This is a genomic window from Alkalicoccobacillus porphyridii (genome assembly GCF_007293315.1).
GTDB lineage: Bacteria > Bacillota > Bacilli > Bacillales > Bacillaceae_D > Alkalicoccobacillus > Alkalicoccobacillus porphyridii.
Window position 1 is genome coordinate 42,296 of record NZ_VLXZ01000005.1, and the last position, 21,827, is coordinate 64,122.

Consider the following 21,827-nt stretch of genomic DNA (forward strand, 5'->3'; position numbering starts at 1 on the left):
ATGCGTGCAACAACTACATTACTTGGATGTCTGTTCGTTAGATGAGGAATTCTGAGGTTTTTTGTTGGCTGATTTTAATTCTTTTAGAATATTATCTAGCTTACTATCGAGGGATTTAATGTCTTTCTTCATTAGGGTCATTTCTCTTTTTAATTCTACTTTCATCTGTGCTACATCGGTTTCTTCTACTAAATCTTCAAGGTGGTCTACTTTTGATTCAACATTAACTACTAAAGACGCAATATTAGACAAATCAGATCTTGTTGGCACATTTACTTGCTCAAGATACTTATTTGTCATTTCATCCTGTGCTTTTTTGTAAAGGAGGTTCATTTCTAGTGTTTTGCCCATCCATTCTGAGAACTGATCTTCTTTCATCTTTTCATCCAATACTCCGCCCCAATAGGATTCTGACTGCTGGTAGATATCTTTCCATAAGGTAAAAGGATCAAAGTTCTTTTGTTCGCTCATTATTACCTCCTGATTTCAATAAGATTTCCACTACTTCCAGACGAATTATGAGTTAGAATCAATTTCCACCTGAATACATCGAGTATATCATAAATAATTTAAGTAAATATTTTAATTTTGCAAATTGTCAAATAATACGACAGGCTTTTTGCATATCCCATTGATTTTGACAAAAGCTCTTATAATTCGTAGAAATCTTTTTTTAAGCTGAGGTTGACAGCTTTAACATATAGGTGTAAATTACACATAGATGAATGAATACTTCTGAGTAGGTGAACAGATGACTGACGCAAAAAAGAATGAAGATAAGATAAAAAACAGCACTCCTAAGAATTTAATGGTTCCTATGCTTTTGTTAAGCTTACGTAGTTGGGATCTTCATGGCTATAAGTTAATTGAGCAATTAACCAAATATGGCTTTACTTCAATTGATCAAGGAAATGTTTATCGAACATTAAGACAGCTTGAAAAAGATAATATGGTGAGATCATCCTGGGATACATCTACGGGAGGTCCTGCTAAACGAATCTATTCTTTAACGGATGCAGGTGAGGACTACTTGAAGGTATGGGCTGATTCTCTCCAGCAATATCAATCCATAGTCGATCAATTCTTTTCAATGTATACAAGCATGATGACAAACCCCTTTATGGATCGTTCCAAAGATAACAAAGAGTAGTGATGCTGCAGCCAGGCTGCATTCACAATATAATCCCACTTAAACAGGAGGTATTTTTGTATGGCAACGACAAAAAAATCGCAAGAAAATCAAACAGCCGCAACGTTTATTGATTCTGCATGGGATACATGGTCAAACACCGTTCAACTATTTTACTCCTCTCAAAAGGAAGCGGATCAATTTATTCTTAAAGCGATGGAACAGCAAAAGGAAAACTGGGACCAGTTCTCAAATCATTTAGATACGATTCAAGATGAGCACAAGAAGCTAAGATCTGAGCTACGAAAAAGTCTGCTTGATAACGTTGAAAAGGCAGCCGGTTCTGAAGCGAAGAATTCCACAGATCAATGGAATGAACGATTTGACGAAGTGATTAATCGATTTCAACAGCTATCCGTGACACCCTATCGCGAAGGCTTTAACATGTTGAACCGCTCACAGGAGCAATTCCAAGAGAGCTTAAAGAAAACACTTGATCAGCAACAAAAAAACAGAGAAGACCTGACGCCATTAGTTGAAAATTTCACTAAACAGGTAAAAGAATCTCAAAATGGTTTTTTAGAGGTTGCTGAGCAAAACAGACAAACAGCTCTGAAGTTCTTTAAACAGTAAATTCAACTTGATGAGTGGACCTCTGTAGGTACAGGGGTTCTTATTCTTGCTATTGCATTCGAGAGCGTTTTTTTCGGAATCGAACCACATACCTTGTACACTACGCTATGTTCAGGAGGACTCAACATGAAGTTAAAAGATAAAGTGGCGATTATTACTGGCGCTGGAAGTGGTATTGGGAAAGTAACAGCAGAGAAGTTTTGTATGGAAGGGGCCAAGGTCGTTGTTGCTGATCTAAAACAAGACGTCATTGATTCAGTAGTTAAGTCGTTACAACACATTGGTGGTGAAGCAATAGGCATCTCAGTAGATGTGACTAGTAGCGAAGATGTGCAGCATTTAATGGCCAAAACCCTTGAAGCGTTTGATCGACTTGACATTGTTGTTAATAATGCTGGGATTACACACGATGCCCAACTATTAAAAATGACAGAGGAACAGTTCACTAACGTATTAAATGTCAATGTGATGGGAGTATTCCATATTGGGCAGGCTGCAGCAAAAATCATGAAGGATCAACAAAGTGGTGTGATTTTAAATGCTTCTTCCGTTGTCGGAACCTATGGTAACTTCGGTCAGACAAATTATGCAGCCTCCAAGTGGGGCGTTAACGGAATGACCAAAACATGGGCTAAAGAGCTCGGTCGTTATAATATTCGCGTGAACGCAGTAGCGCCAGGATTCATCTCGACACCAATGGTCAAAAGCATGCCAGAAAAAGTATTAGCAAAAATGAAAGAACGATCCTTATTACAGCGCCTTGGTGACCCTCAGGATATTGCGAACGGCTATGCGTTTTTAGCTTCTGATGAGGCATCGTTTATTACAGGTACAATTCTTAGCATCGATGGCGGCGTAACCCTATAAAAAAGAAGCTCGAAGCAAGGCGTCGCCATGTCTCGAGCTACTTTTATATCCTTTATAGGGCAAAACCCGTCCCGGATGATGCCGTTATTTCTTCATATATTAAGGTCGGCGCCTCAATATGTTCATTTGCAATCACATACGCTTTTTGGACGATTTTTTCAATGTCCCCTACATCTTCACTTCGACTGTGTAAGGTCACAATGGTGTCGCCCTCGTTTACAGCCTCGCCTATTTTCTTCTGAAGAATTAGACCTACGTCAAGAAGAATTTCATCGTCTTTGGTAGCTCTTCCTGCTCCAAGCATCATAGCTGCCGTACCAATGCGATCTGCTTCAATAGACTTGACCATTCCATTTGATGTTGCTTTAATTTCTATTTTGTATGGTGCTTCAGGAAACTGAGTGACATCATCAACTACGGAAGAATCTCCTCCCTGTGCCTCTATAAACACTTTTAACGTTTCTAAAGCTTTTCCTGATGAAATGGCATGTTCAAGTGCTTTACGTGCTTCTTCAATTGAATCTGCCTTTTGAGCCATTACAACCATGTGACTACCTAGAGTCAAACAAAGCTCTAGTAAATCCTCTGGCCCTTTACCCTTCAACATATCAATGGCTTCTTTTACTTCAAGAGCGTTTCCTACTGCCAAACCTAGTGGTTGATTCATATCAGAGATAACAGCCATTGTTTTTCGACCAAGCTTTGTTCCAATTTTGACCATTGCCTTTGCTAAATCTTTTGAGGTAGAAAGCTCTTTCATAAAGGCTCCAGTGCCCGTCTTTACGTCAAGAACAATGCCATCCGCTCCTGAAGCAAGTTTTTTACTCATAATGGAGCTCGCAATGAGTGGTATGGAATTAACGGTTCCTGTCACATCTCGTAAGCCATAAAGCTTCTTATCTGCAGGTGTTAAATTTCCAGTTTGGCCAATGACAGCTAGCTTATTCTTGTTGACGTTCTGAATAAACTCTTCTGTCGTTAATTCAATATGAAAGCCAGGAATCGACTCAAGCTTATCCAGCGTACCTCCTGTATGGCCCAATCCACGTCCAGACATTTTGGCAACAGGTACACCAAGTGAGGCCACTAACGGAGCAAGTGCAATCGTTGTTTTGTCACCCACACCGCCAGTCGAATGCTTATCCACTTTCATCCCTTCGATCGCAGAAAGGTCAATTTCATCACCTGACTTAACCATCGCCATGGTTAAGTCTGCTCTTTCTTTATCATTCATGTCCTGAAAGTATATGGCCATCGCCATAGCAGACATTTGATAATCAGGGATTTCATCCTTCGTATAGCCTTGAATGACAAACTGAATCTCTTCTTCACTTAAGGCGTCACCGTTTCTTTTTTTCTCAATCAAGTCAACCATTCTCATTTTGTGTATCCCCTTTTATTCAGGCTTAGCTTTTGCGACTAACTCTTTGACAAGCTTGATAAAGAGTGGTTTGGTGCGAGTGGCTACTTCCATTACTTCCTCGTGCGTAATTCCAGCAATTTCTTCACCAATGGCCATATCCGTAACACAAGAGATTCCTAATACATCCAAACCTGCATGACTAGCAACAATGACCTCAGGCACGGTTGACATGCCTACTACATCTCCACCGAGATTACGAAGCATAATTAATTCAGCACCTGTCATATATGTAGGTCCACTAACGCCGGCATACACGCCCTGCTGCACTTTGATCTCTAAGGATTTAGCTGTCTCTAATGCTAAATCAACGTATTTTTTTGTATAGGCTTGACTCATATCTGGAAAACGCGGTCCTAGCTCTGGAGCATTTGGTCCAATTAATGGGTTCACTCCAGTCATATTTAAATGATCTGTAATAATCATTAAATCACCAGGCTGGAATGATTTATTCATTCCACCACAAGCGTTTGTTACAAATAGAAGCTGAACACCTAATTCCTTCATCACACGTACAGGGAATGTTACTTGTTCAAGCGGATACCCTTCATAGTAGTGGAAACGCCCTTGCATTGCCACAACGGTTTTACCTTGTAACTGTCCAATAACTAATTGACCAGCATGACCTTCAACGGTAGAGACTGGAAAGTTCGGGATATCCTCATAAGGAATTTTTGCTGCTCCTTCAATCTCATCAGCTAATTCTCCAAGGCCAGATCCGAGGATCAGTCCAATTTCAGGCTTTTCCTTTATAAATGTATTTAGATAAGCAGCTGATTCTTTTATTTTCTCTACAAATGTTGTCATGAGTACCTCTCCTTTTATCTACATTTCTTTAATGATTGCTTTAACAAGGCCTAGGAAAGAGGCCCGTACTTTTTCCGTTACTTCAATAACCTCTTCATGATTTAATGGCTGTGGTAAAATCCCAGCTCCCATATTTGATAAACAAGAGATTCCAAGTACCTCTAAACCTGCATGTCTTGCTGCAATTACCTCTGGAACCGTGGACATACCTACCGCATCTCCACCAAGCATACGTGCCATTTTTACCTCTGCAGGCGTTTCATAGCACGGGCCAGTATTAGCTACGTATGTACCTTCTTGAATGGACACCTGAAGTTCTTTTGCTTTGTTTAAAGCAATATCTCGAAGCCTTTTTGAATATGCATTAGACATGTCTGTGAATCTAAGACCCAGCGATGCGTCATTAGGACCAATTAAAGGGTTTGCACTTTGATTATTAATATGGTCTTTAATAATCATTAAATCCCCCACAGAAAAGCTTTCATTCACCGCACCAGCAGCATTGGTTACAATCAATTGTTTCACACCTAACTGCTTCATGACGCGAACAGGAAAAACAACCTCTTCCATCGTATATCCTTCATAAAAATGAAAACGACCTTGCATAGCAATTACTTGTTTGCCGGCAATTGTTCCAGCAACCAACTGTCCCGCATGACCTTCTACGGTAGAAACGGGAAAGTTATGGATGTCTTCATATGGTAGTTTCACAGGGTTCTCAATTTCATCAGCTAGTACACCTAAACCCGAACCAAGAATTAGTCCAATCTCAGGAGGCTGAACGAGATGCTGCTGAATAAATTCTGCTGTTTGTGACAGTTCTAATTTTGTATGTGTCATCATTTATCTCCCTTTAACTACTTGTTATTTATGATTTCATGTAAAAAACTAGTCCCATGCTCTGGAGCGTTTACCTTGAAATTATCTGCAATCGTTGCTCCAATATCTGCAAAGGTGGATCGAATCCCCAAATCAACTGATTTGTGCGCGTTATTTGGATCATATACAAGCAAAGGCACATATTCACGCGTATGATCGGTACCCTTATGAACAGGGTCATTCCCGTGATCAGCTGTTATAATTAATAAATCATCACTTTGTAGCTGATCTAAGACCTCTTGTAAGCGAAGATCAAACTCTTCTAAAGCCTGTCCATAGCCTTTTGGATCACGTCTATGACCATATAAAGCATCAAAATCAACTAAATTTAAAAAGCTTATTCCTGTAAAATCTTTTTCCATACTCTGCAAAAATTTATCCATTCCATCCTCATTAGAGGTTGTTCGATATGTATCAGTAATCCCTTCACCATCATAAATGTCTGAGATTTTTCCGATAGCAATGGAATCATATCCGCCATCTTTCAGTTCATTCATTACTGTACGCCCAAATGGCTTTAATGCATAATCATGCCTGTTCGGTGTTCTCTTCCACTCTCCTGGAGTACCGACAAAGGGTCTAGCAATAACTCGACCAATCATATATTCAGGCTGAAGCGTAATCTTTCTTGCTTTTTCACAAATATCATATAGCTCTTCTAAAGGTACAACGTCTTCATGAGCGGCAATTTGTAGGACAGAATCAGCTGATGTATATACGATGAGCTTACCGGTTTTGACATGCTCTTCAGCTAATTCCTCAAGGATTTCGGTGCCAGATGCAACCTTGTTCCCGATAAAACCTCTGCCCACTTCCTTTTCTAATACCTGGAGTAGATCATCTGTAAAACCATCTGGAAATACTCTAAATGGCTCATCAATTCTAAGACCCATAATCTCCCAATGACCAGTCATCGTATCTTTACCATTAGACGCTTCTTGCATCTTACCATAATGAGCATAAGGTGCTTTTGCGGGAGTTACCCCTTGTACCTCTGTTATATTTGCAATTCCTAACTTCTCTAAGGTCGGAAGCTGAATTCCATTCATAAACTCAGCAATGTGACCAAGTGTATTTGCACCTTCATCTCCAAAATTCTGAGCGTCAGGCGCTTCGCCAATTCCAACTGAATCCATTACAATTAAAAAGACCCGTTTATAAGGCTGTGTACTCATAATCAATACCCCTTTCTCCTGTCTGATGTCAGACAACTTCTTTATCATGTGTTATGCCCTAGGATGATACATAGAATAGACGTCCTTCATTCTGCTTTTGGTGACATGAGTATAAATCTGTGTAGTTGAAATATCTACATGCCCAAGCATTTCTTGAACAGCCCGTAAATCAGCACCATTTTCCAATAAATGCGTGGCAAACGAATGGCGTAGTGTATGCGGCGTTAAAGGCTTTGTAATGTTAGCTTTAACAGCAATCTGTTTTAAAATCTTCCAAAAACCTTGTCTCGTCAACGGATTCCCGCGATGATTTACAAAAAGGAGATCATGACGATTCTTTTTTAGTAATGCCGGTCTTGAAGATTCTAAGTATGTATGCACGGCGTCCTTCGCTTGCGATCCAAGCGGAATAATTCGTTCTTTATTCCCTTTTCCTACACAACGTAAAAAACCCATCGATATATGTGCATCCGACGTTTTAAGGCCAATTAATTCACTTACACGAATTCCAGTAGCGTACATGATTTCAAGCATCGCACGATTACGTATATCCATCAAATCATTTGAGTCTGGAGCCGTTAGTAATGCCTCCACCTCTTGCATCGAAAGAATCTTTGGCAGTCGCTTTGCTGGCTTAGGAATTTCTACATGTACACTTGGATCTTGTTTTACACGACCCTCACGTAACAGAAATTGATGCAGCCCTCGAATGGATGCAATATTACGAGCGATCGTCGATTGGGCCCGTCCCTTTTCCATCAGAAAATATAAGTAGTTTACAATCAAAGAGCGCTCAACCTCAGCAAAGCTATTGCATTGTTCTACATTCTTTAAATAAGATGAATAAGATGATAAATCATTTTGATATGAGGTAATAGTATTTGTTGAATAACCACGTTCTATCTGTAAATAATGGATAAAGTCTTCAATTTCCATCCTCAATTTGAATCACTCCATCCTATTATCTATTATTCGCCTAGTTTATAAAACCACACAAGTCTAGTTAACACCGACACGTCACTCTCTTGTTCCACCAGATCTGCATTCACCTTAATCGCATTTCCTTCTGGCGTATCATAGCGGTAATAGCTTTCATACTCCTCGCTTACCCATAGAATACCATAATAAAAGAACAACGTGCATCCAATAAATAAAAGCATAACCTTCACTGTTTGAAATAGTGTAATAAAATGCCCTTTCATATTCTTACCCCCTTTGTCCACTTTGGCTCACCTTCTGTTAAGCTATGCCAATTTCTAAAGGGAATATACCTTTTTCCTTCATCTTTTTTGCACAAAAATAGGATCTAAAAGAGCCCTCTCTTTCAGATCCTATTCTTTTATACCTGATTTTGAATTTCCTTTGGTGTTTGGTCTTCCTCAGCCTCATGCTTTGCTTTGCAACGATAACAAATGCCGTGGAAAGTAAGCCTATGATCCATAATCTTAAAATCATACTCACGTTCAACTACTTTTTCAACATCACCAAGTAGGTCGTCTTCAATCTCATCTACTGCACCACATTCAATACATACAAGATGGTGATGAAAATGAGCCGCTCCTTCCTTACGCAAATCAAATCGAGAAACCCCATCACCAAAATTAATTTTATCAACAATCTTAAGCTCCGCTAAAAGCTCTAATGTACGATACACTGTGGCCAATCCGATTTCAGGTGCTTTGTCCTTCACAAGGAGGTAAACATCCTCAGCACTTAAATGATCCTCTTCATGTTCAAGCAATACCATAACTGTTGCTTCTCGTTGAGGGGTTAATTTATAGCGTTGAGAATGAAGGTGCTTTTTAATCCGATCTAAACGATTCTCCATCAATACTCCTCCTAACCGGACTTCCATGACTATATGTTTATTATAATCCTGATAAAAAAGAGTGTCAATTGATAATGATTATTAAGTTTAAAAGCGATAACAATTATTAAATAATAACTGTTATCGCTTTATCCAACAACCAATCTCATAAGATGGGGAGATACGTAAGCCTCTAAAGCAGCAGCTAATGATAAGGCTGCTCCCATACATAAAAGCAATAATGTATAGCGTAGAAATTGAGGAAAAACAGGTTCATGAGATTTTTTTGCAAATTGCTGTCTTAGCATTTTCAAACAGAAAGAAACACTTGCTGTACCTACTATAATAAATGCCGGCACAAGCAGAAGATTTTGCGGAAGAATGGAAACAAGTGCTAAAAGAAACCCTTGGAACCCCATTTGATTCACAAGAAACCCGACGGTGAAGCCAACAACTACGCCTTTTAAAAAAAGCAGGACCAATATAACCGGTAACCCAATCAGTGATAATCCGAGAATCCACATCAAAGCAAAATATTTTCCGTAGTGAATATAACTTTGACTAAATATTTCTTTAGATCCAGCAATTCGTCCATCTTCAACCTGAACAAAAAAATGACCGAGATACATATATAAATCATTTTTTTGTGAGAGATTTAAACTATTAACAATAATAGCACCAAAGATAATGCCAATTAAGAACAGAACGGTTGTGAATAGATAAATCGTACGGTTCTCTTCCACATGCATGATGATTTGATCTTGCAACCGTCTTTGTTTCATATCCTTGCCCCCTCTTATACTCTTTTAGAGAATATGAGGACAGGCTCTTCATTATGACTGTCGTTTTGCTTGCTTTAATTCTAAATACATGAGCGCATACATTGTTTTAGCATCGTGAATGAGATGATTTTCTGCGTATCTCTTTGCCGTGACTAAATCGGCCTCTACAATTTCAACAAACTCATCTTCATCCGGTTGTGCTTCTCCCCTCGTTAATCCCGTTGCTTCATATATGTAAATGATCTCATCGGCAAAACCAGGTGAGGTATAAAAAGAAGAAAGAAGAGACAAGCTGTCGGCTGTATAACCTGTTTCTTCCCTCAGCTCACGCTCCGCTGTTTTAATTGGTTCCTCACCTAAATCAATCTTGCCTGCTGGTATTTCCAGAATCTCTTTCTCCAGTGCTTTACGGAATTGCTTTACTAATATCAGCTTATCTTCACTTGTTTGAGCGATGACTGCCACGGCACCTGGATGCTTCACCAGCTCTCGTTTGCTCTCATTTCCATTTGGTAATGTGACTGTATCTACTTGAAGCGAGATCACAGAACCTTGAAAGATCTCCTCTGTTGATGTTGTTTTCTCTTGAAAATTAGTCATCATTTCTCCTCCTCTGGTCTACTTGTATGAATGTCCACATAAAAGTGTACCATATCATGATGGAAAGGAGTTTTTATGAATATTCACGTACATGAACATGGAATATTGCTAGTAGGAAAAGCATGGGAAGTGAAAGCGCGCTTAAAGCAACAGCTCAAAAAACAGGAATATGTCTCTGAATGGGTTCAAGAAGTATTCTCCTCTGCTAAGACGAATGAAACCGATGCGGCGATGGCTTCAAAGAAAAGAGGGTCATCTGCATATGTGCGGCCCATCGTTGATAATGAGCCTACGTGTTTAAATGCACGAGTGATCCAATTTGAATCACATTCTCTTTCTAAAAAATACAAGTGATGTTTAATTTGACTTGGCCTATTCAACTGATCTTGAATGTAATTTCGCTGAGATTCATTCATAAATGGAAAAACCACAGTCGTCTCTGCAAGGGTTAAGTCATAAAGAGGTGTGATCGTATGGTGACTTAGTCCGTAATGTCGCTGTCTTTTTTCTTTAAAGGACAAGCGCGGAATCCAGATAGGACGTCCTTGCAACGCGCCAACCAAGTTAGCCCAATTCGCCATCTCCACTGCAGAAAATCCATAGCTTGTTCCAGTGCCTACGACGCCAGGTCCAACAGAAATCATAATAAGATCTGCATGTAGCTGATCAACTGCAAACTGCAGGGCTGTAAGTAAATTAATGGCCTCATAGTCCCCGCCTACACACTGCCCACAGGTTATCGACGTAAACCAAGGTTCTTTTTTGAGCCTGCGTACATGATCACTCATTTCTAATGCTAAAGAAGCAGAATCATCAAAGATCACACAGCAAGTAAGATCTGATGCGAATTCATGAGTTAAATAACAGACAAGAGGAATCATGCTATGAAGCTCGCCTAAAAGAATCTTTTTTTGATTCAGTGTAAAAGGCTGATGGAAAAGGTCATGATACGGACTAGCGACTTCCTCAATGGACGTAACAGCTTGTTGCGCCGGAGTGTAACGGAGCTTCATGATATGACCAGGAGCAAGCGGCTTTTGTTTGAAACTGCTTGCTAATACCTCTTTTACTATGTCCACTCCACCTGTTCCAAGTTGAAGTGTGGTAGCGGTAGTATTTACTTTAACGTATGTACCTTTAGTAACTGCTGTTGAGAACCGTTTATAAAGAATGACCGGATAGTGTGTGTCTGTTAGATTGAGTAGTTGGATGTCTTGATCCTCATAAACAATCTCTTTTACAGTAGACCAGTTTTCCGTGTTCATGCCTGCCCACTCCTTTTTTTAAAAGTCTATTCACTTATTCAACTTTATAGATACAAAAAAAGATAGAGTCCATGATTATGTGTAAATCTCAACGATGCAAACAGGTAGAGGATGTAAAATGTTTTGGTTCTTCGGCTGCCGCTCCCGAAAACGGGGGCACGCTTACCGCGGGAAGGTAATGAGCTAACCCGACTCCGTCGGTTTATCTCATTGAACCTTTATATCCCGCTGGTGTCGGCCCACCATTTTCGTCCGCTTGTTTTAGATAGGTATTGAATTCAGTATTTACACAATCATATGGACTAGCCCCTTCTCCAGATACAGTCCATGCCTATTTCTAAATTATATCGATGTAAAGAGATAGAGGACGGAAAATGTTTTGGTTCTTCGGTTGCCACTCCCGAAAACGGGGCACATTTACCACGGGAGTACCTGCCCTAACAAACAATACCCTTCTATCTCAATGAACCTTTTCATCGAGTCCTCTGAAAAAGAAGCTTTATATGATAGTGAATCTTAAACAAAAAACGGCGCTCATTTCCTTAGATAAGAATGTTGTCATTTGTCTGATCGAGAACATGAGCGGAAGGAGAACCCGAAGACTCCTGCGGAATAGAACGAGTCTGAAGACATCGAAGTGGTGGTTTTCCGCTTCGAGGGCTGAGGCCTTTCTTGCGGGTGCTAGGGTTCTCCTGTAGCGGCGCCATTCAGCTCACTCTTACATGACGTTTTTAGTGGCCTCCTGTTATTCCCGCAAGTGGCGGCCCAGCATTTTCTTCCGCTTGTTTTAGATAGTATTGAAATCAGTATTTACACAATAATTAGAACTTTACCCAAAAAAAGGCGAACGAAATGAATCGTTCACTTTTTTCCTATTCATTAAGCAACGGAATAACTATTGCTTCTAGCATCTCATAATTAACTTCGCCTTCAATTCTTTCAACAATGATCCCTTCATGATCGATCACAAGTGTCGTTGGCATTCCACGAATTTGATACAATTGAAAAAGCTCAGCCTCAGAATCTAGAAACACTGGTAGAGTTAGATTCTGTTCTTGAATAAATTCTTCAGTGTGCTCAACGACCCTTTCATACTTTTGAGCATTCACAGTAATTACGGCTAAACCACTATCACGATAGTCATTATCCAACTCCAGTAGATCTGGTAATTCCCGTACACAAGGCTCACACCAAGTTGCCCATATATTCATAATTGTTACTTGATTATCATCCGGAAGAACGTCAGCTGCCTCCCCTTGATAGCGGTCTAACGTCAGTGATTCAGCTTTCATCCCTTTTTCAATTCCGGTTTCTGGTTCAGAGCCATTTATAACATTCATAACTATTAGAAAGACTGATAATGTAATAGCCGCAACAAAAATCAACATACTTACTTTTTTTTTCATAAGTTCGATACGCCCCAATTTATCAATAGTCATTTAAGTATAGTAGGGATGCTACATTTGAGCAAGAAATCATTAAAACGCTTACTACCCGCAAAAGTTCTTCCCTATTGTTTGATATTTTGCTAGAATGAAGCAGCTAGACTACATATCTGCGTTTATTTTTTATTCATCAGATGTATGAGGAAAGGAATTTACATATGACACTTTTAGAAGCGATTATTCTGGGGTTGGTTCAAGGCTTAACCGAGTTTTTGCCGATTTCAAGCTCAGCGCACCTAGTTATTACACAATTACTCTTTAATATCTCATTCGATGGCTTTGGATTCGAAATTCTTCTGCACTTGGCATCTGTATTAGCGGTAATTATTTATTATCGCAAAGATTTAATTAATATTATTAGAGGATTTTTTGGTTATATCATGACCCGCTCTAAAGAGCACAAAGTTAACTTTTGGTTTAGTATTTATATCCTAGTTGCTACAGTCATTACAGGGCTAACAGGCATTTTGTTTGAGGATTATATCTCCACTGCTCTAAAAGGACCTACGATGATTGCTATCTCGCTAGCACTAACTGGGATCTTCCTTATTATCATTGAACGTGCTGTAAAAACAGGCGGACGGACAGAGAAAGATATGACCTTATTTGATGCAGTATTAGTTGGTATAGGTCAATCCCTTGCTTTGATTCCAGGTCTGTCGCGTTCGGGAACAACACTGGTTGTTGGAATGTTTGCTGGTTTGACAAAAGAAACCGCCGTTAGATATTCGTTCTTGCTTTCCATTCCAGTTATTCTTGGCTCTACAGTGCTTGCAGTTGATGAATTAATTCATGGAGAGTTACTTGAAATAGCAGGCGCCTTACCGTTGACTGTTGCATTTATCGTAACATTCATATCGTCTTTACTCGGGATTGTATGGTTTATCAATTTTCTAAAGAAAAGCAAGCTCATCTATTTTGCCATGTACTGCTTTGCGCTTGCCCTGTTCGTTTACTTTTTCTTAGGTAATGTTGACCCAGATCAATTCTAATGTAATCTTAAAAGCTTGTCGACAAAGTCTCCTTTAACGAGATAGTCGGCAAGCTTTTTTATGCTGCGGAGTGAATACTCCCTTCGTTTTATGTAGGTGAAAATTACTCCGATGTAAGATTTAGAGGAAGGATCATGTTTTGTTTCTTTGGCTGCCGCTCACTACACTGCAAGGTAATGAACTAACCCAACTCCGTCGATTGACCTTATTGAACCTTTTTATTTAGGTCACTGAAAAATGATATTTCTAAGATTGCGAACGTTCTTCAATTGTTAAAGTCATAACGTTAGCGAAAGGAGAACCCGAAGACTCCTGCGGAACAGAACGCGTCTGAAGACATTGAAGTGGTGGTTTTCCGCTTCGAGGGCTGAGGCCGTTCCCGCGGAAAGCGTAGGGTTCTCCTGTAGCGGCTCCATTCCGCTCATTCTTACATGTCTTTTCCAGTGGCCTCGATTTTCGTCCGCTTGTTTAGATAGGTATTGGAATAAATATTTACACAATCATAAGGATTTGACCATCTGAACCCTTTCAAGAAGAGCTCATAACTCCCATCAATGCAATCAGAGCAACCACAATACAAAGAAGGAAACGAACCAGGGTCCGTTTCCTTCATGTATGGCGATATCGCCATTATACTTGCTCTGCATTTTTCTTTTTGAGGTATTTCTCACGTCTGCGTTTCATGGCTTTAGTGATGTAACCGCCTTTAAAGCTTCGTGGTTCAAATGAAACAATAAAAGCTGCCGGTTCGTATTCGGTAACTACACGTATAAACTCTTTTTCACGGTCACGTCGGGCCGTACAATCCAATTGATATCGAGTAGACGTCATACCCTCAACCGCTGATGTAGAGACGCTGAATCCCAATTCTCTTAAACGATCAATTAACTCCTGATTGCGATTTGGGATGTTCACCTCAAAGGTCACATACCCAATAGCCAGCTTCTCTTCAATAATGGCTCCTACATAGAGTCCAGCCGCAAATCCAAGAGCATAGGCGATCATATTATAATAATTACTTAAATCACTAAAAACTAATCCTAGAGCTACTACATAGACAATTCCTTCAAGTAAGCCCATAAAAGCAGCACGTTCTTTAAGACCTTTAACCATCATAATGGTACGAAGGGTCAGTATAGGAACGTATGCCAGCTGAACAATAAATACAATGATGGCCGACATCAAAACACCCTTTCTTTGTACATACAACTACCGTAGTGTAACAGGAAAGACCGGGGAAAACTAGTATGATTTTTTGGCAATCATTTAACTACTTTTCCCCATTAGGTGTTCAAAACTTATCGCTTATATTTCACAGTAAGGTGAGGCGTGATTCCCGCTTGTAATTCTCCAGCTGATTCCACTGTCACACTTTCTAACTCCTCATGATTAGTAATAACAATTGGAATAATGGTACTTGCTGCTTTTTCTTGAACTAACTCCAAATCATAGTCAACAAGTGCATCACCAATTTTCACATGATCGCCTTCTTTTACATGCGCTGTAAAGCCTTCCCCATCCATGTTAACTGTTTCTAGGCCAATGTGGATTAGCACCTCTGCGCCACCTGCCGTACGAATTCCAATGGCATGCTTTGTAGGGAAAACTTGAAGAATCTCTCCTTCTACAGGTGAAACCACTTTGCCATCTATAGGCTTAATTGCTGCGCCATCTCCAATCATTTTTTGACTAAAAGTAGGATCAGGCACATCTTCAATTGAGACAAGCTCTCCATTTGCAGCGGCTACAATTGCTTCTTCACCCGGAGTTGATTGCTCTTCCTTTTTGTCTAATCCAAATAATTTTTTAAACATCTTCCACACTCCCTTTAATTCTCGTCCCTCATAGTGTACTACATGAAAAAGCCTATTGCCTAATGATTACACATTATTATAAGTTTCCATATCCGTGCCCACGCTCTTTCGCACCCTTTGCATAGTATATATAAAGCTACTATAAAGGGGTGTGACAGATGGGATACGGCCATGAAGGCGGATTTGCGTTTATTGTTGTGCTTTTCATTCTTTTAATCATCGTAGGTTCTTGTTACGTGTATTAATAACCCATTTTTAAGATAGAGAAACCCACTAACAACATTATTAGTGGGTTTTGTTTAATTATGAAGTAGCAACTGATGTTTTTTTATGTTTTCTCGCTGGGGATAGAACTCGTTCAAACCACCCCATGATCACATCAGCCATAATGGCCATAATAGCGGTAGGTATGGCACCAGCTAAAATGATAGCTGTGCCATCTGTAGCATTTGTTCCTCGAACAACAATATCTCCTAGTCCTCCCGCTCCAATAAATGTACCAATGGTCGCAATACCGATTGAGAAGACGAGCGCAGTGCGTAACCCCGCCATTATTACGGATAAAGCAAGCGGTAGCTCAAGCATATATAACAACTGCCATTTGGTCATACCCATTGCTCTTCCTGACTCAATATAGGCTTGATCGACATTCTTAATCCCTGTATAAGTGTTTCTTAAAATCGGAAGTAATGAATACAAAAACAAGGCGAGTACCACTGTATTTGCGCCGAGTCCCATCACAAGCATTAAGACAGCAAGAAGTGCTAATGCTGGAATGGTCTGAATAACGTTTGTCAAACTTAATACAATTCCGCTTAATCTTGAGTACCTTGCGATAAAAATACCTAAAGGAATTGATACAAGTGAAGCAAATAGAACGCCATATGCAGACATGAGGAAATGACGATAAAATTCTGTCCACACATAGTTTCCATTTTGAGAATAATAAAGGATTAATTCTCTAATCGTGTCCACTTATTCTCCCTCCCCATTAAAAAAATCATGCTCTTCTAGGAATTCTCGAGCTACGATCGCCGGTTCCTTCATTAACCCATCTGATTCGTAGTTTAATTCCTGCATCGTTTCCGTACTAATTTGATCAACTAATACAGAGAGGATAGATTCTAGCTCTGGATGCTGCTCGAGTAGCTCATTCTCAGCAACCATAGATGTATCATAAGGCGGGAAGAATTGTTTATCATCCTCAAGAACCTTTAAATCATAAGCTGCGATTCGTCCATCTGTTGTGTAAGCTAGAACTGCATCCATTCGATTGCTTGCTAATGCATCATATACGAGGCCAATCTGCATGGGTGTGATGTTATCAAAATCAAAGTACATATCAACAAACCCTTGATAGCCATCTCCCCCACGGTTAATCCACGAGTTATCTACTCCTACTCTAAGCTCAGAGGCGTACTCTTCTAAATCACTTATTGTCTCTAACCCTTCTGCTTCAGCTAAATCATTTGACACGGTAAAAGCATACGAGTTAGCAAAACCATACGAGTCAAACCATGTCTGGTCAAATCGTTCTGTAAATTCACTCTGAACCGTCTCTAACGCCTCTTCTGGATCCATCACAGGCTCCAAATCTAACACACCTGCAATATCTGTTCCTGTGTAGCGAGTCGCTGCAATATTGACGTCCCCATTCATCATTGCTTGATGCATCACAATAGATGAACCGAGGTTATTAATCATCTCAACTTGAAGATCTGTCTTATCTTCAATTAATTCTTTTACTATATTAGCCATGATCATGGATTCTGTTGTATTTAAAGCTCCAATTTTCACCGTTTCTCCGGAAGGACCACTTAAGCCTGGAAGTGAACATCCAGAGAGAAGGATGATCCCTAACGACAGAGCGGTTGCCTGCGTCCTCTTTTTCATCTTTACCCCTCCTGCTATGCTGTCTTCTCAGTGCTTTTCAACCCTTTTGGGGTCACCATTTTTTCAATTCTGCTAAATATTAAGTCTGTCAGTAAAGCTAAAATTGTGACGGGGATAGCACCGGCAATAATAAAGGCAGGCTCATATAAATTTAACCCACTAAAAATAAAATCACCTAGTCCTCCTGCTCCAATAAATGAAGCTAAGGCTGCCCATCCAATTAAGTAAACAGACGACACACGAATACCTGCCATGATGACTGAAGCTGATAGTGGAAGTTCAATTCCGATAGTCCTCTCCCATGTGGTCATGCCCATTCCCTTACCCGCTTCAATCAGACTACGATCAACACCTTTAATACTGGTATACGTATTTCGCAAAATTGGTAGCACTGAATATATAAACAAAGCAGCAATAGCTGGTACTGTACCAATCCCTAGAATAGGTATGAAGAAAGCCAAAATCGCCAAGCTAGGAATGGTTTGTAACACACTGACAGTTCCAATTACCCATTGAGCCACTTTCGGTACGCGACTTAGTACGATGCCGAGCGGAATCGCTACTATGATTCCCAATAGAACAGCAAGGTATGAAATATAAATGTGCTCCCAGCTTTTTAGTAATAGCTCTGAACCGTTTTCCTGTAAAAATTCAATCACTTCATTCATGCCTTACACCTCCACCTGCTCCGGTGAACTCTCTTCTTCGTCACCCCAAATAGAGTCATACACCATGTCCACTAAGTTTGCTCTTGTGACAATACCCACTAATATTCCTTGATCATTCACAACAGGAGCATAGCTGACGCCCCTCTTTAATAGCCTTTGGATGGTATCTCTAAGTAGTGATGTCTCTTCTACCTTATTAAGAGCTGGTTTTATAATCGTCTCAATAGAATCTAATCCGCGATTATGGTCAATGACTTCTAAATCGATGTATCCCTTCAATCGATTTGAATCATCTGTAACGAGCAGTGAGTCTACTCGATTTTCTTTCATGATTCGTAATGCCGCAGCCACTGATTGATCTCTGTTTACAGAAATCGGTTTCTTATTCATGACTTGTCCAATTGTTTGGACGTTCGGTCTGCCTTGCAGCAATCTTTCTTTCCCAATAAAGTCTTCCACAAACTGATTGGCTGGATTTCTTAATATTTCTTCTGGCGAATCTACCTGAACTATTTTTCCATCCTTCATTATGACAATGCGATCTGCTAATTTAATGGCTTCATCCATATCGTGTGTCACAAAGACAATGGTTTTATCTAATGATCGTTGAAGACGTTTGAACTCCTCTTGCAAGGCATCCCTGGTAATTGGATCTAATGCACCAAAAGGCTCGTCCATTAAGATTAATGGTGGATTGGCTGCTAGAGCACGCAAAACGCCAATACGTTGTTGCTGCCCCCCGCTCAGCTCATGTGGATAGCGATCGAGAAATTCTTTTGGCATATCCACTAGCTCAAGCAATTCTTCTGCTCTTTTTGCTTTTTTATTTGATTCCCACTTTAGTAACCTCGGCACAAGCGAGATATTATCGCCAATCGTCATGTGAGGAAATAGTCCAATTTGCTGTATGACATAGCCAATTTTTCTTCTTAGCTTTACAGCATCTTGTTTCAATAAGTTCTCATCATTCACAAAAATTTCACCACTAGACGGTTCAATTAATCGATTAATCATTTTCATTGTGGTTGTTTTGCCGCATCCACTTGGTCCAATAATACAAATAAACTCTCCTTTTTTAATATGTAGTGAGAACTCATCAACTGCTTTTTTCCCACCCTTATAAGTCTTTGTTACGTTTTCCATACGAAGCATTTTCTGCACCTCCGAATAATATTACTTCACCATTATAAACTATGTGCAATAAAAAGTTTACAAAAAGTTTATAAAAATTTTGTGATTGATTCAGTTTTTTTTTTAGATTTACTTCTTTTCTTGAAAAAAATGTGTTACATTATCTCTGATATTAATTGAATGAGGTGCGCGTAAAATGGAAGAGGCTTCTTCTGTATTCTTACAAAAAATTGAAGAACAATACATTGAGGGTATTGCCGATAATATGCGGACATATGGTGTATCTGCTACAGTAGGGCGGGTACTTGGTGTCATTTACACCAATCGGCGACCAATGACACTTGAGGAACTTTCTGCAGAAACTGGGATGAGTAAAACAAGAATGAGTCAGGTCGTCAGGGAAATGATTGATTTAAACATCGCTAGTAAAGTATATGAAAAAGGCGTTCGGAAAGATTTATATAACGTTGAAACTGATTATTATCAAACCTTCGTTTCTCTTTTTACCTCTAATTGGCAGAAAGTCATTCAAAAAAATAAAATGATTGGTAAGCGTCTTGCCACTCAACTATCAAAGGAACTGGAAAAAGGGGATCTCACGCCAGAAACTGAACATGAAATTAATGTATGGTTAGATGAAACAAGGCAATGGATGAACTATTATCAATGGTTGGATCAGCTTGTTGACTTCTTTGAAAGTGGCGAGATTTTTAAGCATGTACCTAAACCAGAATAAATGAAGAAGCTGGAATATAAGTACTATAACTAATAAAAAAGCGGAATAATGTTGGAATCTCTCCATTCATTGTTCCGCTTTTTGGATATCGGTTCTTCGCTGCCGCTCCCGAAAATGGGGGCACGCTTACCGCGGGAAGGTACCCGCGCTAATCTGGCTCTGACATCTTATCTCAATGAACCTTTTCATCTAGACTACTGACAAAAGATCTTTCTAAGACTGGGAACGTTCATCAATTGTTTGTCAGAACGTTAGCTACAAGAGAACCCGTAGACTCCTGCGGAACAGAACGAGTCTGAAGCCCTCGAAGTGGTGGTTTTCCACTTCGAGGGCTGAGGCCGTTCTTGCGGGTGCTAGGGTTCTCCTGTAGCGGCACCATTCAGCTCATTCTTACATGACTTTTTCAGTGCCTTTATATCCCGCAGGTGTCGCCCTTCTATTTTTGTCCGCTTGTTGAGTAGCAGGCAACAAATATATGGGTTACATTCGCAGTCTATATAACTTTCCACACAAGAAGTTATTTCTATTCTTAATGAGGACTTAACCGCAAATGAAAGTAATTTCATTTAACTTTTAGCGGCACTCTTCGTCTTTTTATTTGCAAGATACTTCTATCCCAGCCTCTATAAATTAGGACTCATGCACGTTCAAAGCGATCTTTGCATATCGAGACATCATGCTTTTTGACCAGGGTGGATTAAAAACGATATCTACAGATACTTCTCCGATATCTCCAACTTCCTGCAATTCTACTAGTGATTGTTTTACTTGATCATGAATGACACCTGCTAAAGGACAGCCCATAGCAGTTAATGTCATAACAACATTCACATTATTCTGTTCATCTAACTGTATTTCGTAAACAAGTCCCAAATTCACAATGTCAATCCCAAGCTCTGGATCAATCACTTGCTCTAACTGTCCCATCACCTGTTCCTTTGTTTGTTGTTTTTCCTCTTTTTGATTCATCATGAATATCACCTCTCCTTTGTATATTTCCCGTCTGGCACTATTACAAAACAAGACGCTTAATGCTCATATATCATTTTCTTCGTCATTCCACCATCAATGGTTATATTTTCTCCAGTAATAAACCGGTTATCCTTATGACTTAAAAACAGACAAGCGCGCGCAATATCACCAGGTTCTCCTACTCGATTTGAGAAATGCTGGTTATGGTCAACTTCACGAAGTTCATCTGTATCACCAGTGTGAATCCAACCGGGACTTATACAATTCACTTGAATTCCATTTGTTCGAAATGATGCGGCCAACGCATGAGTTAGTGAGACGATGGCTCCTTTTGAGGCGGCATATGCTTCTGAGTTTGGTTCAGACATCGCGGCTCTTGTTGAAGCAATATTAACAATTGATCCCTCAAGATTATGGGTAATCATTAATTTCACCGCTTCCCTGCTACAAATAAATGTTCCTCTAACATTTGTATTCATGACCTTATCCCATTCTTCTACTTCTAGCTCTAAAGGAGAGACCCATTTAGAAATTCCGGCATTGTTAATGCAAATATCTAAACGTCCAAACTCCAATTCAATCCAGGCCATCATCTCAGTAATCTGTGAAACGTCTGTGACATCACATGTGTAAGCTGTAGCACGTCCACCTGCTTCTTTGATTGTCTCCGTAGTCCGTTCGGCGTCCTCTCCACTAACATCGGAGACGATAACAATATCTTTGTTTGTCGCATAGGTTTTTGCTATTTCTGCCCCAATTCCATTTCCTGCGCCTGTCACGAGCACAACTCGGTTATTCATAGCTATTCCCCC

The 21,827-nt window shown here is 39.8% G+C and carries 26 protein-coding genes and 1 pseudogene; 7 read left to right on the forward strand and 20 right to left on the reverse strand.

The window, feature by feature from the left end:
- Window positions 1-18 precede the first annotated feature (18 nt).
- Window positions 19-471: a polyhydroxyalkanoic acid synthase subunit PhaR gene (phaR, locus tag FN960_RS09380; RefSeq protein WP_143848460.1), complete on the reverse strand. Its 453-nt coding sequence runs from the start codon at window positions 469-471 to the stop codon at window positions 19-21.
- A 280-nt stretch (window positions 472-751) separates the two neighbouring features.
- Here phaR and phaQ point away from each other — a divergent pair, with 280 nt between their 5' ends.
- From phaQ to FN960_RS09395, 3 genes are all read left to right on the forward strand, one after another.
- Window positions 752-1,150, forward strand: a complete 399-nt coding sequence (phaQ, locus tag FN960_RS09385) for a poly-beta-hydroxybutyrate-responsive repressor (RefSeq protein WP_143848461.1) — start codon at window positions 752-754, stop codon at window positions 1,148-1,150.
- 60 nt (window positions 1,151-1,210) lie between these two features.
- The gene (gene phaP, locus FN960_RS09390; protein ID WP_143848462.1) at window positions 1,211-1,762 is read left to right on the forward strand and encodes a polyhydroxyalkanoic acid inclusion protein PhaP; all 552 of its coding nucleotides are present in this window, start codon (window positions 1,211-1,213) and stop codon (window positions 1,760-1,762) included.
- 126 nt (window positions 1,763-1,888) lie between these two features.
- Complete coding sequence (locus FN960_RS09395) at window positions 1,889-2,629, forward strand: SDR family NAD(P)-dependent oxidoreductase (protein ID WP_143848463.1); 741 nt, start codon at window positions 1,889-1,891, stop codon at window positions 2,627-2,629.
- 52 nt (window positions 2,630-2,681) lie between these two features.
- Here the strand turns inward: FN960_RS09395 and FN960_RS09400 are convergent, their stop codons facing one another.
- The 9 genes from FN960_RS09400 to FN960_RS09440 all read right to left on the reverse strand — a co-directional run bounded on the left by FN960_RS09400 (window position 2,682) and on the right by FN960_RS09440 (window position 10,099).
- The gene (locus FN960_RS09400) at window positions 2,682-4,010 is read right to left on the reverse strand and encodes a pyrimidine-nucleoside phosphorylase (RefSeq protein WP_143848464.1); all 1,329 of its coding nucleotides are present in this window, start codon (window positions 4,008-4,010) and stop codon (window positions 2,682-2,684) included.
- A 15-nt stretch (window positions 4,011-4,025) separates the two neighbouring features.
- Window positions 4,026-4,856: a purine-nucleoside phosphorylase gene (locus FN960_RS09405; RefSeq protein WP_143848465.1), complete on the reverse strand. Its 831-nt coding sequence runs from the start codon at window positions 4,854-4,856 to the stop codon at window positions 4,026-4,028.
- Between the two features lie 18 nt (window positions 4,857-4,874).
- Window positions 4,875-5,696: a purine-nucleoside phosphorylase gene (locus tag FN960_RS09410; RefSeq protein ID WP_143848717.1), complete on the reverse strand. Its 822-nt coding sequence runs from the start codon at window positions 5,694-5,696 to the stop codon at window positions 4,875-4,877.
- Between the two features lie 17 nt (window positions 5,697-5,713).
- Window positions 5,714-6,910, reverse strand: a complete 1,197-nt coding sequence (gene deoB, locus FN960_RS09415; RefSeq protein ID WP_143848466.1) for a phosphopentomutase — start codon at window positions 6,908-6,910, stop codon at window positions 5,714-5,716.
- Between the two features lie 51 nt (window positions 6,911-6,961).
- A complete protein-coding gene (gene xerD / locus FN960_RS09420) occupies window positions 6,962-7,852 on the reverse strand; it encodes a site-specific tyrosine recombinase XerD (protein WP_143848467.1) in 891 nt (296 codons plus the stop codon).
- 26 nt (window positions 7,853-7,878) lie between these two features.
- On the reverse strand, window positions 7,879-8,112 hold the full coding sequence (locus FN960_RS09425; RefSeq protein WP_143848468.1) for a YqzK family protein: 234 nt from the start codon (window positions 8,110-8,112) through the stop codon (window positions 7,879-7,881).
- 137 nt (window positions 8,113-8,249) lie between these two features.
- Window positions 8,250-8,738, reverse strand: coding sequence for a ferric iron uptake transcriptional regulator (gene fur / locus FN960_RS09430; protein WP_143848469.1), 489 nt, complete (start codon window positions 8,736-8,738; stop codon window positions 8,250-8,252).
- Window positions 8,739-8,866: 128 nt separating this feature from the next.
- Window positions 8,867-9,499, reverse strand: coding sequence for a stage II sporulation protein M (spoIIM, locus tag FN960_RS09435; protein WP_143848470.1), 633 nt, complete (start codon window positions 9,497-9,499; stop codon window positions 8,867-8,869).
- Window positions 9,500-9,550: 51 nt separating this feature from the next.
- Window positions 9,551-10,099 (reverse strand): NUDIX hydrolase, encoded by a 549-nt coding sequence (locus tag FN960_RS09440; RefSeq protein ID WP_143848718.1) that lies wholly within the window; start codon window positions 10,097-10,099, stop codon window positions 9,551-9,553.
- Between the two features lie 75 nt (window positions 10,100-10,174).
- Here FN960_RS09440 and mciZ point away from each other — a divergent pair.
- Window positions 10,175-10,273, forward strand: a pseudogene (mciZ, locus tag FN960_RS09445) (Z-ring formation inhibitor MciZ); the annotation flags it as partial.
- 11 nt (window positions 10,274-10,284) lie between these two features.
- On the opposite strand, the gene FN960_RS09450 reads toward mciZ, so the two are convergent.
- Together FN960_RS09450 and FN960_RS09455 are read right to left on the reverse strand one after the other, a co-directional pair.
- Window positions 10,285-11,364, reverse strand: a complete 1,080-nt coding sequence (locus tag FN960_RS09450) for a DUF3866 family protein (RefSeq protein ID WP_143848471.1) — start codon at window positions 11,362-11,364, stop codon at window positions 10,285-10,287.
- An 872-nt stretch (window positions 11,365-12,236) separates the two neighbouring features.
- Window positions 12,237-12,770 (reverse strand): TlpA family protein disulfide reductase, encoded by a 534-nt coding sequence (locus tag FN960_RS09455; RefSeq protein ID WP_185970989.1) that lies wholly within the window; start codon window positions 12,768-12,770, stop codon window positions 12,237-12,239.
- A 197-nt stretch (window positions 12,771-12,967) separates the two neighbouring features.
- Here FN960_RS09455 and uppP point away from each other — a divergent pair, with 197 nt between their 5' ends.
- Window positions 12,968-13,801: an undecaprenyl-diphosphatase UppP gene (uppP, locus tag FN960_RS09460; protein ID WP_143848473.1), complete on the forward strand. Its 834-nt coding sequence runs from the start codon at window positions 12,968-12,970 to the stop codon at window positions 13,799-13,801.
- Window positions 13,802-14,431: 630 nt separating this feature from the next.
- On the opposite strand, the gene FN960_RS09465 is transcribed toward uppP, so the two are convergent.
- A complete protein-coding gene (locus FN960_RS09465; RefSeq protein WP_143848474.1) occupies window positions 14,432-14,986 on the reverse strand; it encodes a DUF2179 domain-containing protein in 555 nt (184 codons plus the stop codon).
- Between the two features lie 113 nt (window positions 14,987-15,099).
- Window positions 15,100-15,615 carry a PTS sugar transporter subunit IIA gene (locus FN960_RS09470; protein WP_143848475.1) on the reverse strand — a complete coding sequence of 172 codons (516 nt, stop codon included), beginning with the start codon at window positions 15,613-15,615 and terminating at the stop codon, window positions 15,100-15,102.
- A 158-nt stretch (window positions 15,616-15,773) separates the two neighbouring features.
- On the opposite strand from FN960_RS09470, the gene FN960_RS09475 reads away from it, so the two are divergent.
- On the forward strand, window positions 15,774-15,860 hold the full coding sequence (locus tag FN960_RS09475) for a YjcZ family sporulation protein (RefSeq protein ID WP_143848719.1): 87 nt from the start codon (window positions 15,774-15,776) through the stop codon (window positions 15,858-15,860).
- 58 nt (window positions 15,861-15,918) lie between these two features.
- Here FN960_RS09475 and FN960_RS22815 read toward each other — a convergent pair whose 3' ends face one another.
- The 4 genes from FN960_RS22815 to FN960_RS09490 are packed head-to-tail and all read right to left on the reverse strand — an operon-like array spanning window position 15,919 to window position 19,328.
- Window positions 15,919-16,590, reverse strand: a complete 672-nt coding sequence (locus FN960_RS22815; protein WP_185970990.1) for an ABC transporter permease — start codon at window positions 16,588-16,590, stop codon at window positions 15,919-15,921.
- Entirely contained in the window at window positions 16,591-17,508 is a 918-nt protein-coding gene (locus tag FN960_RS22820; protein ID WP_185970991.1) for an osmoprotectant ABC transporter substrate-binding protein, read from the reverse strand. It abuts the gene before it with no gap.
- A gap of 14 nt (window positions 17,509-17,522) precedes the next feature.
- Window positions 17,523-18,176: an ABC transporter permease gene (locus tag FN960_RS09485; RefSeq protein ID WP_143848476.1), complete on the reverse strand. Its 654-nt coding sequence runs from the start codon at window positions 18,174-18,176 to the stop codon at window positions 17,523-17,525.
- A 3-nt stretch (window positions 18,177-18,179) separates the two neighbouring features.
- A complete protein-coding gene (locus tag FN960_RS09490; RefSeq protein WP_143848477.1) occupies window positions 18,180-19,328 on the reverse strand; it encodes a betaine/proline/choline family ABC transporter ATP-binding protein in 1,149 nt (382 codons plus the stop codon).
- 175 nt (window positions 19,329-19,503) lie between these two features.
- Between FN960_RS09490 and FN960_RS09495 the strand changes: the two genes are divergently transcribed.
- Window positions 19,504-20,043 carry a GbsR/MarR family transcriptional regulator gene (locus tag FN960_RS09495; protein ID WP_143848478.1) on the forward strand — a complete coding sequence of 180 codons (540 nt, stop codon included), beginning with the start codon at window positions 19,504-19,506 and terminating at the stop codon, window positions 20,041-20,043.
- 630 nt (window positions 20,044-20,673) lie between these two features.
- On the opposite strand, the gene FN960_RS09500 is transcribed toward FN960_RS09495, so the two are convergent.
- Window positions 20,674-21,012 carry a metal-sulfur cluster assembly factor gene (locus FN960_RS09500; RefSeq protein ID WP_143848720.1) on the reverse strand — a complete coding sequence of 113 codons (339 nt, stop codon included), beginning with the start codon at window positions 21,010-21,012 and terminating at the stop codon, window positions 20,674-20,676.
- 59 nt (window positions 21,013-21,071) lie between these two features.
- Window positions 21,072-21,821 carry an SDR family NAD(P)-dependent oxidoreductase gene (locus tag FN960_RS09505; RefSeq protein WP_143848721.1) on the reverse strand — a complete coding sequence of 250 codons (750 nt, stop codon included), beginning with the start codon at window positions 21,819-21,821 and terminating at the stop codon, window positions 21,072-21,074.
- Window positions 21,822-21,827 lie beyond the last annotated feature (6 nt).

Bases quoted from the DNA above. Each gene is read 5' to 3' on its own strand.
- phaR (WP_143848460.1), bottom strand. From the start codon at position 471: ATGAGCGAACAAAAGAACTTTGATCCTTTTACCTTATGGAAAGATATC.
- phaQ (WP_143848461.1), top strand. From the start codon at position 752: ATGACTGACGCAAAAAAGAATGAAGATAAGATAAAAAACAGCACTCCT.
- phaP (WP_143848462.1), top strand. From the start codon at position 1,211: ATGGCAACGACAAAAAAATCGCAAGAAAATCAAACAGCCGCAACGTTT.
- FN960_RS09395 (WP_143848463.1), top strand. From the start codon at position 1,889: ATGAAGTTAAAAGATAAAGTGGCGATTATTACTGGCGCTGGAAGTGGT.
- FN960_RS09400 (WP_143848464.1), bottom strand. From the start codon at position 4,010: ATGAGAATGGTTGACTTGATTGAGAAAAAAAGAAACGGTGACGCCTTA.
- FN960_RS09405 (WP_143848465.1), bottom strand. From the start codon at position 4,856: ATGACAACATTTGTAGAGAAAATAAAAGAATCAGCTGCTTATCTAAAT.
- FN960_RS09410 (WP_143848717.1), bottom strand. From the start codon at position 5,696: ATGACACATACAAAATTAGAACTGTCACAAACAGCAGAATTTATTCAG.
- deoB (WP_143848466.1), bottom strand. From the start codon at position 6,910: ATGAGTACACAGCCTTATAAACGGGTCTTTTTAATTGTAATGGATTCA.
- FN960_RS09425 (WP_143848468.1), bottom strand. From the start codon at position 8,112: ATGAAAGGGCATTTTATTACACTATTTCAAACAGTGAAGGTTATGCTT.
- fur (WP_143848469.1), bottom strand. From the start codon at position 8,738: ATGGAGAATCGTTTAGATCGGATTAAAAAGCACCTTCATTCTCAACGC.
- spoIIM (WP_143848470.1), bottom strand. From the start codon at position 9,499: ATGAAACAAAGACGGTTGCAAGATCAAATCATCATGCATGTGGAAGAG.
- FN960_RS09440 (WP_143848718.1), bottom strand. From the start codon at position 10,099: ATGACTAATTTTCAAGAGAAAACAACATCAACAGAGGAGATCTTTCAA.
- FN960_RS09450 (WP_143848471.1), bottom strand. From the start codon at position 11,364: ATGAACACGGAAAACTGGTCTACTGTAAAAGAGATTGTTTATGAGGAT.
- FN960_RS09455 (WP_185970989.1), bottom strand. From the start codon at position 12,770: ATGAAAAAAAAAGTAAGTATGTTGATTTTTGTTGCGGCTATTACATTA.
- uppP (WP_143848473.1), top strand. From the start codon at position 12,968: ATGACACTTTTAGAAGCGATTATTCTGGGGTTGGTTCAAGGCTTAACC.
- FN960_RS09470 (WP_143848475.1), bottom strand. From the start codon at position 15,615: ATGTTTAAAAAATTATTTGGATTAGACAAAAAGGAAGAGCAATCAACT.
- FN960_RS09475 (WP_143848719.1), top strand. From the start codon at position 15,774: ATGGGATACGGCCATGAAGGCGGATTTGCGTTTATTGTTGTGCTTTTC.
- FN960_RS22820 (WP_185970991.1), bottom strand. From the start codon at position 17,508: ATGAAAAAGAGGACGCAGGCAACCGCTCTGTCGTTAGGGATCATCCTT.
- FN960_RS09485 (WP_143848476.1), bottom strand. From the start codon at position 18,176: ATGAATGAAGTGATTGAATTTTTACAGGAAAACGGTTCAGAGCTATTA.
- FN960_RS09490 (WP_143848477.1), bottom strand. From the start codon at position 19,328: ATGCTTCGTATGGAAAACGTAACAAAGACTTATAAGGGTGGGAAAAAA.
- FN960_RS09495 (WP_143848478.1), top strand. From the start codon at position 19,504: ATGGAAGAGGCTTCTTCTGTATTCTTACAAAAAATTGAAGAACAATAC.
- FN960_RS09500 (WP_143848720.1), bottom strand. From the start codon at position 21,012: ATGAATCAAAAAGAGGAAAAACAACAAACAAAGGAACAGGTGATGGGA.